The organism is Veillonella parvula (assembly GCF_040094895.1).
Classification (GTDB): domain Bacteria; phylum Bacillota; class Negativicutes; order Veillonellales; family Veillonellaceae; genus Veillonella; species Veillonella parvula_L.
On the sequence record NZ_JBBNGV010000003.1, the window covers coordinates 355792 to 368234 of the forward strand.

The 12443-nt window shown below is 37.9% G+C and carries 11 protein-coding genes; 1 reads left to right on the plus strand and 10 read right to left on the minus strand.

Annotation, left to right across the window (positions count from 1 at the left end):
• Positions 1 to 119 precede the first annotated feature (119 nt).
• Positions 120 to 1538 carry a sodium:solute symporter family protein gene (locus AAAT26_RS07665; protein ID WP_311574086.1) on the plus strand — a complete coding sequence of 473 codons (1419 nt, stop codon included), beginning with the start codon at positions 120 to 122 and terminating at the stop codon, positions 1536 to 1538.
• Positions 1539 to 2035: 497 nt separating this feature from the next.
• Here AAAT26_RS07665 and AAAT26_RS07670 read toward each other — a convergent pair whose 3' ends face one another.
• The 10 genes from AAAT26_RS07670 to AAAT26_RS07715 all read right to left on the minus strand — a co-directional run bounded on the left by AAAT26_RS07670 (position 2036) and on the right by AAAT26_RS07715 (position 12342).
• The gene (locus AAAT26_RS07670) at positions 2036 to 2767 is read right to left on the minus strand and encodes a hypothetical protein (protein WP_311574088.1); all 732 of its coding nucleotides are present in this window, start codon (positions 2765 to 2767) and stop codon (positions 2036 to 2038) included.
• Positions 2768 to 3169: 402 nt separating this feature from the next.
• A complete protein-coding gene (gene hxsC / locus AAAT26_RS07675; protein ID WP_311574090.1) occupies positions 3170 to 4201 on the minus strand; it encodes a His-Xaa-Ser system radical SAM maturase HxsC in 1032 nt (343 codons plus the stop codon).
• 8 nt (positions 4202 to 4209) lie between these two features.
• Positions 4210 to 5646 carry a His-Xaa-Ser system radical SAM maturase HxsB gene (hxsB, locus tag AAAT26_RS07680; protein ID WP_311574092.1) on the minus strand — a complete coding sequence of 479 codons (1437 nt, stop codon included), beginning with the start codon at positions 5644 to 5646 and terminating at the stop codon, positions 4210 to 4212.
• Positions 5646 to 5975 (minus strand): His-Xaa-Ser system protein HsxD, encoded by a 330-nt coding sequence (locus AAAT26_RS07685; protein WP_349209063.1) that lies wholly within the window; start codon positions 5973 to 5975, stop codon positions 5646 to 5648. The genes hxsB and AAAT26_RS07685 overlap by 1 nt, the downstream gene beginning before the upstream one ends.
• A gap of 1 nt (position 5976) precedes the next feature.
• Positions 5977 to 6726 (minus strand): peptidoglycan-binding domain-containing protein, encoded by a 750-nt coding sequence (locus AAAT26_RS07690; RefSeq protein WP_311574095.1) that lies wholly within the window; start codon positions 6724 to 6726, stop codon positions 5977 to 5979.
• A gap of 35 nt (positions 6727 to 6761) precedes the next feature.
• Positions 6762 to 7229 carry a DUF4236 domain-containing protein gene (locus AAAT26_RS07695; RefSeq protein ID WP_311574097.1) on the minus strand — a complete coding sequence of 156 codons (468 nt, stop codon included), beginning with the start codon at positions 7227 to 7229 and terminating at the stop codon, positions 6762 to 6764.
• A gap of 350 nt (positions 7230 to 7579) precedes the next feature.
• Positions 7580 to 8188 (minus strand): hypothetical protein, encoded by a 609-nt coding sequence (locus AAAT26_RS07700; RefSeq protein WP_077707853.1) that lies wholly within the window; start codon positions 8186 to 8188, stop codon positions 7580 to 7582.
• Between the two features lie 319 nt (positions 8189 to 8507).
• Complete coding sequence (locus tag AAAT26_RS07705) at positions 8508 to 9374, minus strand: sigma-70 family RNA polymerase sigma factor (protein WP_311574099.1); 867 nt, start codon at positions 9372 to 9374, stop codon at positions 8508 to 8510.
• A gap of 292 nt (positions 9375 to 9666) precedes the next feature.
• Positions 9667 to 10731, minus strand: a complete 1065-nt coding sequence (locus AAAT26_RS07710; RefSeq protein WP_311574101.1) for an AAA family ATPase — start codon at positions 10729 to 10731, stop codon at positions 9667 to 9669.
• A gap of 462 nt (positions 10732 to 11193) precedes the next feature.
• The gene (locus AAAT26_RS07715) at positions 11194 to 12342 is read right to left on the minus strand and encodes a glycoside hydrolase family 3 N-terminal domain-containing protein (protein WP_349209064.1); all 1149 of its coding nucleotides are present in this window, start codon (positions 12340 to 12342) and stop codon (positions 11194 to 11196) included.
• Positions 12343 to 12443: the final 101 nt, after the last annotated feature.

A 12443-nucleotide genomic window follows, 5' to 3' on the forward strand; every position in this document is an offset into this window, starting at 1 on the left:
CCTCTTTGTATTTTCCCCAGTTTTTATGGATAATTAAACTATACTTGATATATGCACCGCAAGTAGTAAGGGTGATTTAGTATGAATCTCTAGATAGTGTAAATTTTTGGAGGTGTCATATGGATTCTCTGACTATTATTTGGGTTATTGTTTGCGCCTATTTATTACTGAATTTATTAGTCGGCGTGTATTGTCATATTCGTGTAAAAGATAGTACTGACTATCTACTCGCAGGTCGTCGTATTGGGGTTCTTATGACGGCAGGCACATTAGCAGCTACGGAAATCGGTGGTGGGAGCACCGTAGGTGTAGCAGCAAAAGCGTATGGTTCTTGGGGTTTATCTGCAGGTTGGTATGTAGTATCTGCAGGGATTGGTGTTATCCTCGTTGCTTTCATTGCACCGCTCTTACGGCGTGCCATGGCAACAACAGTACCAGAGATCATCGGCCGTCGTTTCGGCGCGTCTAGCCATCTCATTACGTCTATTCTGTCCATGCTGGCAACGATTACACTAGCAGGCGTACAGATTACGGCAACCGCAACCATTATTAGCGTTCTCACAGGGCTTTCAACAGAGCTCGCCATCCTCATCTGTGGCGCGGTACTCGTAATTTACACCATGTCCGGCGGTATGTGGAGCGTTACGATGACGGACGTTATCCATTTCTTCGTTCTCGTTGGGGGCTTCTCCCTCGCGGTGCCATTCGTATTGCACAATGTGGGCGGTTGGGAATCGGTAGTGGCGAAATTGCCACCTGAACAGCTAGGCTTCACAAAGGTTGGTTGGAAAACCATCATCGGCCTCATCATTATGTACTTCATGACCTTCTCCACCGGCCAAGAATCCGTTCAACGGTACTTTGCGGCGAAGGACGAAAAAACGGCCGTTCTCGGTTCTATCATTTGTGGGATTATCATGGCTCTATTCGCCTTTGTTCCTGCGGTTTTAGGCCTCGTAGCATTGGCTGAGTTTCCGAACATCGAAGCGAACAATGCGGTGGCAACGGTAGCGCTTAACCTCATGCCTCCTGTAATGGCAGGCTTCGTTATGGCTGCGGTCGTTTCGGCTACGCTTTCATCAGGCGCAGGCGACCTCTTAGGTGCCGCAACAGTATTTACCAAGGATATTGTGGAACATCATTTTGGTAAAAGACTCACTGATGCTCAGCTCACAAATTACAGCCGTCTGTGCGTACTATTCCTTGGCATCATCGCCATCATCATCTCCCTCGTAAGCAAAGCCATCATTCCGATGCTCGTATTTGCTTTCACAATGAGATCCGCTGGCCCATTCGCTGCATTCCTACTTGGCCTCACTTGGAAAAATGCAACAGCTGGCGCTGGCATTTGGTCCATCGTGCTCGGCTCCATCGCAGGCGTGTACTGGGAATTCGTTGGCAACCCATATGGCATCATGTCCATCATCTTCGGTTCCATCGTCAGCCTCATCGTCTTTGTGGCTGTCGTGTTCATTGAACGATCCATGGGTAAACCACCGGCTCCACCGGCTATACCTGATGATGTAAAAGAAATATAATCAGTTTGTTATAATCTGTGACTTAATAATAGACCTAAAAGTACTATAAAATTACAATTATAAAACCAAAAACTCCTATCGGTGAAAGCCAATAGGAGTTTTTCTTATTTTACAACGACATTATCAAACTGTATGCCATACACGTGTTCATCATAATTTGACGATATATAATAACCTTATTATAATATAAGAAGATAGTCAGACGAGTCGTACCGTCAGGCTCATCTCTAGTTACATAAAAACATGAAGAAATGGCCTTTCAGTTATCTAGTTACACTAGGCAACGGAGGGCTATTTGTCTTTTGTAAAGCAAATAAGGGCACTAAAGCTCCAAAAACAATAACCACATCCAGTAATGCAGCAAAGGCACGTTCTCATCAGTATATATACTATACTCTTGAGAACGTGCCTATTTATAACTAGGATCTCATAGGAGTAACACCTACTCATACCTTCTTACTATATTATAGTCACAATATCTGGTTACTTTTACAATATTAAGTATTATAAATAGTAAGCGAAACCTCGTTACCACCAAAGAATATAAATTCACCATGACCAATAGAAAATGGTAATTGATATTTATCCTTTGAAAGCTCAGATGGCATTTTATTAAATTGATAGAAGTTGTAATAATCAACCATAGAAGAATCAATCCCCAATCCAGACTTATCCAAATGAGCACCTTTACCAGTAAGTGTAATCTCTGTAACCATATTATACTCGGTCCTAATTTGAAAACCTAAGTCCGTATATTTTAATATCTCACGACCATATATTTTATCAATAAAATTTGGTATACCTAGCAAGTCAATAACCTGTTGTCGAGTCATACCCAAATACACTCCATGAACAGATTCATAATGCTCTTTTGGAAGTTTACTTGTTAGTTGATCTTTTTTATTCATGATCAAAGTCTTATGCTCATCAAACCCTAACCATTCTAAATGAATAGCCTTTCTACCTTGTTCCTCTTGAATAATAAAAACACCTAAACCTGGATACCCCCCTGCGAAATCAGTACCATCCACAATACGACACCCATTAATATAACCATTTGAAATACTTAATACCTTATTACCATTGGCATCATACCAATCACCTGCAATCTTTTGAGAGACATGAATAACACTATCCAATGATGTTTGATAAGCTTCAACACTTAACGTAAAAAATAAGCACATAATACTAAAACATATACTCACAAATAACTTCACTCTACATTTCATATTATTCTCCCACCTACTCTCAACCTCAGATTGACAATTCCTACAGATTATTATAGCTACCAATCATTTTATTGTAACAAAATCATAGAAACCTAGTATGTTTTAACTATAAGTTTATCTAATCTATAGTTTAATAATTTATTCCCATTATTTATTCATACTACACAAAGAACATTAAAATCCATCTACTAAGAAAACAGTTTTTAAATTACCATATATACTTACTTATAAAAAACATAGCAATTAAAACAAATAGATTTTGCGCTCTACCACTTCGTCAAAATCTATACTACACTCATATTTATATCACTAATATACACTACAGAAGTAGATCTAACTTCTATTTAAATTAATATTGCGATTTAAATCTTTCTATATTTAAATATATCTCCCCACCACTCCTCATAAAGGAGTAATATGTCCACTTATATTAATAGATGTTTCAAAAATACCACAGCATTGTTCTTTTACGTTACAACTATTGCAGCTAACAGGATATGCTTTTTTCCAAGCGGAGATACTGTCTCTTGCTAAAAAACGCACACGTTCTGTCAGCAAACATAAAGGTATATTATAAATAGAAGTCATCATACCTCGGCTATACAATGACAATGTTGCAGAATCAAGTATGTCCTTATAGTCAAATGGATCAATCCAAAATTCCTCACTATTTTTAGCTGCATATCCACTATATTCCATCCCCATAATAGCAACATGTCGTACGAATGGTAGGTTCCTAGATATATAATCAGCTAGTAACTTTATATTACCTATAGTTTTACTGAACAAAACAGTTCTAATCTCTACTAACTGCCTCATTCTAAATAAGTTAAAAATCCCTTTAATAGTATCAACAAATGCACCATTACTACCAACTATATAATCATGCTGCTCATAATTTGCTGCGTATAAAGGAATACAAAAAAGTAATTTAGAATGACCAATACTCGTAATTTTTTCAACTAATTTCATATTTTTAAATGCACGTCCATTAGTTAAAAAAGAGACAGGAATATCTGGATATATATCATGAACCCGATTTAATAACTCAACAACTACATCAGGAAAAACAGTAGGTTCTCCACCAGTAATGCCTATATGCTTTACATTCTCAGGTCTTAACTCAAGTATTTGTAAATTCATATCTAAAAAGTGACCAGAATTATCACAGACTTGAGGGCACATAATACAAGCACTATTACATTGATTTGTAATAAAGAGTGTTAAATCTTGCCAGCTAGTACGATATAAAATAGAAACAATCCCATCTGGCATAATAGAGACAATATCGCCTGATTCATAATTAAGGAAGTCATTTGGTGAAAGTGTTAATTTGAGCTGACCATTATTACAAATAATTAAGTCATCTTCTATATACACTTTACCTATATAGGGTTGTTCGATATTAATACCTTCAATTTTTGTACTTAACATTATCAACCTCAATAATTAATCCATGACAAAAAGACTTTATTGATTCTATCATCATTTAAACTTAGTAAATAGAAAATATAGTCTAAAGCACCTTTAGTTTTCTGGCAGAAACTACTACTTGGTCTATGCCCTTCAAGAGTCCCATTTTCAGCATAATATCGTACAGGGTCTGCGCCACAATACAATTGATATGCACAGGTTGCGCATTCAGGTAAGCACTCAACACAGGAAGCTTTAACAACCTCTTTAGCAATATCACCTTTGAAGAGCTCATTCCAAGTATTATCTTTTACATGACCTAAACAGAACCGTTTATCTCCACGTCGTGCTAACATGCGCCCTTCGTCTGAGGCATAAACATAGCCGTTATAATCATAAATAACGCCACTTATAATATTGCCACATGGAGATTGCAAATCGACAAATCCAGTACTAAAAGGTGTCAAAATACGTTCTAATAGCAATGCTGCATAATACTCAATAAAATGGTACCCTTCTATATTTTTTTGAATAATATAGTTTAAAGCATTCTTATAAGCTTTGAGAAACTCTTCCGTTGAATAGCCTAACGTATTTACATTATCTACAGCATTACCATAAGGATTTAGAGCACGAATAAAAATCCCATGAAAATCATGTTTAATATATTCATCAACAACAAGAGGTAAACTATTTAAATTAGTCTTACTAACAGTAAGCAATGGTGACGCACCATCTTGACCTAAAATAGATCTGGTTAAAGCTAATTTTTCTTCAAATACCTTGTATCCATCAATAAGGCCTCGTGGCTTACGATTAAAGTTTTGAATCTCTTGATCTCCATCAAGAGATGTAGAGATTGCAATATTATGACTTTTACAATACTCTAAGATATCTTTAGTAACCAATGTTAAATTAGTACAAATAACAAATTCCAATCGTCTCTTAGCAATCCGATTTACTATTTCTGCATACTCTACAATATCTTTAATTATAGGCCAGTTTAATAATGGTTCGCCGCCTTGAAATTCTATTTTTATAATCGGTGATGGAGATTCAAAAATCTTATTCACAATATACTTTGCAGTAGACCAGTCTAAATCTAAATCGTGCTCTTTTTCATTTGCACTACTGGCATGACAGTATCGACAATTAAAATTGCACCGTGCTGTTACAACAATCATATGTAATGATGTAAAATCATCTAAATATGCTTTTCTACTCTTTAATTGATTAGCTAATACATCAAGTTGAATCTCAAGGTCATGATCATCTGCTAAAAACTGTTTATCCTTTAACGCAAAATAAAAGTCTGATTTTCTATCAATATCGTTATCTAAAATATGATTGAAGTCATCACGATTTATAAATAAATGTTCTCCACCTTGATTAACTAAGAGCATTATCCCATTTGGTAACTCTGTAAACCCAAATGGTAAATAATGTAATTCAGGAAGTGCTGACACTAGTCTATCCCTCCTGCTTTATCAAAAGCTTTATGATAAATAATTTCCCTAAGTTTACCGAATCTATCATCTAAGTCAATTTGAACCTGTTTTTTTAATGCTTTATTACAAAAGTCGCCCAATAACTTTTCCAACTTGTCTTTATCAGCCTCTAATTTTAACTTAAACCAAACACCAACAGTATCAAAGTCTACTTCATCAACTTTAATATGGCACTGATCTATAAACATATTCGCTGCATACATAACAGCTTTAGGCTCATAAAACTCTTTCTTCAATTCAACAAAATAAATGAAATCATTTTCTTTTCTAATAAAATAATTTGCCATACTAAACACCCAAGGCTTGTTTCATTTTTAAATATATCCGACCATTTTGTGGTAATCCATGTCTAGCTTGGAAATCATATATAGCTGCAACAACATCTTGTGTACGACCACTACTAGATGAGAACTTATACCCATGTCGTTGTAGTCCAGCCCGAACAATATTAATATTAGTACTATTTAAATATGCCTCTGTTTGCCAATCCACAATACCAGATACAGGTAACCCATATTCTATTTGGAAATTCTTAATAGCTTGAACAGTATTAGGGCCCTTTTGTCCGTCTACAGTTCCAACAGAATAGCCTAAATCATTAAGTTGTTTTTGTATATCTGCAATCGGAAGAACATCTGTAGGTTGTGCAGGTGCAACATAGCCTTCATCTGAAGAGCTTGAGGAACCACTTGAATATCCGCCAGAATATCCGCCTCCACGCCCATAAGAACTAGAGTAATGAGAATAATGAGATCTATGGGAAGAATGAGATCTATGACTATAATGTGCCATCTCCACTAGATCATTAGAAAAAATACCATCAATACTATTAAATATTTGTTTTTGAGGTAAGCTGTCTTTAGACTTAAACGTAGTGCCTTTAAACTTATTTAGATTAACTGCACCAGTATGATCCAGAGTTTGTAAATCATCAGAATAAGGTGCCCAAGCTTGTGCAGCAGTAGGTAAGCCCAATTGTGCTAATACCCAAGAACTCACTGTAACAAATGTTAACCATGCTTTTTTTGATTTTTTCATAATAACCCTCACTTTTTATAACTATGAATATCAAATCAACTTAGAAGCCAATAAATAATTAGAACTATAAATATCATCATCAGACAGCCACAGCCTGTCTCTATTTTATTAGTATTAATTTCATTTTTCAGATTAGAATAATCCTTTTTCACATCATCCCAACTAAGTTCAACAGGCTGATTTGTTTCCTGCTCAACATACAAAGATAATAAATTAAAACTACACTTAGGACAGTTTACCCAAGCCTTTCTCATATTATGCCCACAATTAGGACAAACACGTGTATAAGGAATGCCTGTAGAAACTGAATTACTATCAAACTTTTGGTATGAGGTATAAGAAAGGCCGCTTCCTGGGAGTCCTATAGTATTCCGAATACCTGATCCATTTATTGTCGTATGAATTCCTCTACGCCCAATGGTGAAGCTAGTACTTTTCTTATTAAAGTTAACTTTAATTCCTGGTGCAATCTTTATGGATTGTCTAAATCTAAAAAAGCCCACATTAAAACCCTCACTACAAACAACTTCACACTTTTTTCATTATCAATTATATTATCTGATTTTTAATGTCAAAATTCAATTAATTCATTATAAATACCTTTAATAATTATTAAATATATACGGATAATCAATGAATATCTATAAGATGACATGATAACTATTAATTTTTAGATTGATAATAACAAAATAGAACCACCCCTATCAGGGGTGGTTCTTCTAAGAATATATTTAATTATTTGAGGCATATTATGTACCTCTAATTACCTTACTTCTTCCGTATTATGTTTTTCTCCCTATTTCCTCCCTCCTTTCTCTCCCCTCGTTTTATTCTACTTTCACCGTCCAACGAGTTATCTCGTTAGGTCTCTCCAGGCGATAAATAGTTCGGCCACGACTTGAGGGTTTTGGCTGAGTTTGATGCGGGCTAGCATTTTTCGCACGTAGTTGCAGTGTTCTAGCATCGCTTCGTTCAGTTTGTGTTTAACATGACGCGGGGATTGGTACACCAAGATTGGTGCAAAGTCCGCCACATGAATATAGCTCGTATCGGGTTCCGGACCTTCCGTAACGATATATTCATAAGGTATAGCCACGTTAAAGAGGCCGTACACCACGTCCTTGCCGATAGGGCGGCGACATTTAATATGAGCAAAGGTTAGATGCGGACCATAGGTCTTAGGCGCGGTATAGCTGCTACGCCGACCGTCGCTAGTCATGATGTAATTGGGCCTCAGCCCTTCCTGCATCGCAAGCTCTCGCGTAATCGTTCGCATCGGCAGATGGACCATTTCTTCGCGTCCATCCACAAAATAGCACTTCGTACTGTCCCCACCACTAGGTTGATAGGTAGGAATAAAACAAACAATATGATTCTTTGGATTCGTGTAAATCAAATCCAAATCTTCTCCCTTAGATAGCCGAGCGGCCATCAAATCTGTTGGTTTATCATCTATTGCCATGGAATCCTCTCCAATCTAATCAGGAACATTCCTTTCAACAATACAATGAACACGTGTTCTGTGAAAGCAGATTAGCATGCTTTAATCTGCTGCTGACCTTATTGTATATCAGCCTGTATAATTTGTAAATATATATACAAAACTATAGAAATTTACGTATAATTAAAGACTTTATGATCTTGTAAAAGTTAACTATACCTTGATGTGTCATTATTTTCTCATTTAAATTGAGAATTGCATATTTTATGTATATTTGTTAATCGAGATTAAAAGAAATATGCAATATATAGAATATAAATAAGAAATTAAATTATAATAACTAATGTACACGCAAGTCTTCAAAGTCCGTACTCAAATATCTACGCAGCTTTCGAATGGCTCGTTCGTGACGCCGTTGGATGGCTTGACGGCTGCAGTTCAACTCTTCACTAACCGATACCAAGCTTTGACACTCACCATAGACACGGCGCAGTAGGTCCTGTTGATTAGGAGATAGTCTGCCTAAAGCCCACACTAGACGAGCTCGTATCCTATGCTCTTCGTCGGCACTCATCACCATATCCGCCACATTCTCGCCAGATGCGAAGATATCCATACCAAAGGCGGCTTCTCCATCATCGGTGGTGCGATCTGGGATGTGAATTTCACGGCGATAACGCAATCGCTCCCGTTTCCAGTACCTCATGTAACCGTACATGATACCAGCTTTCACAAAGCCTGGGAACGGTACGGGCCCTTCCAAATCAAAGCTATAAATCGATTCTATGAGGATGGCCCAAAGATAGCTCTCTACGTCCTCGCGGAATTCGCGGTTTCCCATGCGATTCGTATAGTGCAAGATAAGCGGTCGATACCTGCGACAGAGCTCGATTTGTGCCGCATCATGACGAAGCTCATCAACGGACCACGGTTGATACCCTACCGTCTGAATCCTCATATTCGGCTTTTGACAAATGGACACGAGACTCTTGTCCGACAAGGACGATAAAACTTGATGACCACAGACGAGGGTCTGTAATTTCAATTCCTCTGGAATACTTTCCTTAAACTCATTAGTTTTCGATAGTAAAGAATGAGATGGTAATGTCTGTGTTTCTAACGTTTCTGACTGATAGTTGTCATGTTGTAAGTTTGCAGTTTTAATACATGTTTTTTGTACTAAAGGTTCTTCGTTTGTGTATAACATAAATCCCCTTTCCTGCCATGGCATAGCGCTTACGTACACAATACCGCGGAAAGAGTGTTTTGACAAATCGGCAATTCCTTAGAATTTCCCTATATTCTGTTATATTTGAGCCTTAGTTTCCATCCATAGTACACCATATCTATGCGATTCAAAGGGTAATTGCTGAAAATAGATAAGTACTAAAAATGACACCACATACGCAATGTGGTGTCATTATAAGAGGAAATATATACTATCATTGGGTAATAGTATTCAATCTTTAGGTAGTAGTATTCAATCTGAGATTGTCTGATTAAATCGCAATACACGCGGCTTGGACAAAGTCCTTTAGCTGCGGTTTTACATGATTATAATATACATCAGCGCCATAACCGCGCACGATATCGCCCCAATATTTATATACATAGCGGTACCAGAAATGGAACATACTATTCGTGAAATGGTAATCCGCGTACTTCGCGTTCCCACGGTTACTTGCCTGAATGCGGCCCACGAGTCCCATAGACATGAGATCGTTCAAACGAGATGTGAACGTGCCACTTTTAATTTGGCTTTCTTGTAAAAGCTCCACGTAATACGGTCTTTCCAAGCTAGCAAGACCCGTTAAAATGGCATTGGCGCCGGTTATATTTTTCATATCTCGATGCAAAATATACTGTGTTTCTTCAAAGAGAGCTCCCGTTACTGAGAAGAACAAATTAATAATATTCGTATCGATGCTTTCACCATTATCAAAGTATTGCACATAGGCAGGCAAACCACCTGTTACGGCAAAGACGGTGCGCAAATCATCCTTTGCATAGTGAAGGCCCAAAGATTTCATATCAACCAAGGAAAATGGTTTCACCTCAAGATATTCGGACACGAAAGGCCCAATAAGGCTGCGATCGCCAATGATGCGACCATCGAGCTGTTCCAGACCATTAGCCATCAATATGATGTTCAAACGGCTCGTATCTTTATAGGTATCTAATAAATCGCGCAAGTGAATGGGAAACTGAGGAACTGCTTCCACCAAGGATGGATAATCGTCAATCACCACAGTCTGAGTTGTTTTCACACTGCTTTCAAAAAGTCTCACAAAGGCCTGCTGCAAACTCTCTACAGGCTCGAATGTATCTTGAGCATTAGCAGGAACAAAACGTGCCTCAAGAGCTCTATTTATATCAGCCACATGGACGGATTCATTAGCCATACGCCCCGCCAAATATATCGCCTTATGACGGCGTACAAGTTGCGAAGCCACATAGGATTTACCACTGCGATGAGGACCATATACAACACATAAACTCATTTGGCCCATTGCAATTCGGGACTGGATACGCTCTATAATTTCAGCACGTCCCACAAAATTCATATACTCACCTCCAACTATTTACGGAAATTATTATATCATAATTTTAAATCATTATTAAACTTTTTTTCATATAGTTAACATAGCTTTTTATTATGTTAATTTTTTTACGCATCAAATCAGAGCTTTTATGCGATACGTGTTGCCTTACTATCATAAAAGGTCTTATGATTACTTTATTTTCATATACCTTTGATATCCACATATCCTATAAGGCATGGTTATATAAGTTATACATTATAAGATAAGCTATACATATTAAACTATAGATTTTAATCTATATAGTTTAATCCATATATTTTAAAAATGACGTGCTAACCAAAAAGTATAGCACGTCATTTGCATGTTAAGTATATTAAATTATTACTGAATTTTCTTATACTAAGTCTATTAATGGTAAATTTCTAACTTGTAAATATCTAATTCGTAAATTTCTGATTACAAAATCTAATATTCTTAAATATCTTATGGATCAATTTGCGTTTGCATTTTCATCAATAAGATGCGCTTAACCGATTCATTGAGGCGCTCGGTCGTAATCGTTCCATCCGCCACCGCTTGCGTCAGTGCACGATGGACTTCATCGATATGAATTGTATCCGCATCAACAAGAATGAGATCACTGCCCGCCAAAATAGAGGCCACAGCGTAATCCCCTATCTTTTCGTTGGATTGCAACGCACCCACATCGATACGGTCCGTCATAACGATACCCTTATAACCGAGCTCCTTGCGAAGCCAACCGTCTATAATCGGCTTAGAGGAACTCGCCAAGTGTTTGTTATCGATAGCGGGAATCTGGATGTGACTCATCACAAGCATATAGCTATTCGCCGTCGTCTGCGCAATGAGACGTTTAAAGACGGCTACATCATTATTGCTGAGATACGCTTTCGCCTCATTAGCTGATCCAAAAGATGCATCCCCTAAGGTCACCGCCGGAAAGTAGTTATAAGCGGACCACATATGATTAATTTGGTAACGCTCCACCATGGCAAGGTTTATGTGACCCGCCCACGTGGGGTCGGATGTATAGGACATATTTGGTACGCCAAGGTTAGCATTAGGCCCAATAACCAAGTTAAAGCCCATATCCCGCATTTCAATGGCAGATCGCGTGGCCAAGTTAATGATACGATCCATAGGCAATTGCCCCCACCGATTGGGCTTCGGCAACCGCAAGAAACTTTCATTCCCATGCAATATGCGATCACGATGCACCGCAATATAAGGTGTCACCATGCTAGAGGTTATCGCCGTTTGCATAATATCGCTGGTGAAAGTTTTCACTTGGTTCTTATTAATAAGATTTTCATTCGTTAGCATCACGCCACTGACACGGTATTTTCGGATCACATCCTTTTGGGATTGTCCTATCGTACTACCATGAAGGCTGATCATCATCAGCTGCCCCACCTTATCCTCTTGAGACATGGCCGCAATCCAAGTGTCCACCTTTTCAGACACGGGTTTGTCGGACTCCAGGACGGCACGGTACGATACAGTTCGTACCGTTTCTTGTTCTGCCTGACTCTCATGTTGGCATCCAGTTGTACCAACGACAGCAACTAGTAAGGCAAGGCCACTCAGGACCCGCCGAAAAAACAGGTTCATCTCTCCTAAAAGCTCCTTAATGCTTACGCAATATTATGAATATTATGGGCTTTCTATGTTGCTCTCCCAATGCAACACCCATAAGTCCCCTCTTGATCCGT

Coding starts and splice junctions, on each gene's coding strand:
- AAAT26_RS07665 (WP_311574086.1), top strand. CDS start 120: ATGGATTCTCTGACTATTATTTGGGTTATTGTTTGCGCCTATTTATTA.
- AAAT26_RS07670 (WP_311574088.1), bottom strand. CDS start 2,767: ATGAAATGTAGAGTGAAGTTATTTGTGAGTATATGTTTTAGTATTATG.
- hxsC (WP_311574090.1), bottom strand. CDS start 4,201: ATGTTAAGTACAAAAATTGAAGGTATTAATATCGAACAACCCTATATA.
- AAAT26_RS07685 (WP_349209063.1), bottom strand. CDS start 5,975: ATGGCAAATTATTTTATTAGAAAAGAAAATGATTTCATTTATTTTGTT.
- AAAT26_RS07690 (WP_311574095.1), bottom strand. CDS start 6,726: ATGAAAAAATCAAAAAAAGCATGGTTAACATTTGTTACAGTGAGTTCT.
- AAAT26_RS07700 (WP_077707853.1), bottom strand. CDS start 8,188: ATGGCAATAGATGATAAACCAACAGATTTGATGGCCGCTCGGCTATCT.
- AAAT26_RS07705 (WP_311574099.1), bottom strand. CDS start 9,374: ATGTTATACACAAACGAAGAACCTTTAGTACAAAAAACATGTATTAAA.
- AAAT26_RS07710 (WP_311574101.1), bottom strand. CDS start 10,731: ATGAATTTTGTGGGACGTGCTGAAATTATAGAGCGTATCCAGTCCCGA.
- AAAT26_RS07715 (WP_349209064.1), bottom strand. CDS start 12,342: ATGAACCTGTTTTTTCGGCGGGTCCTGAGTGGCCTTGCCTTACTAGTT.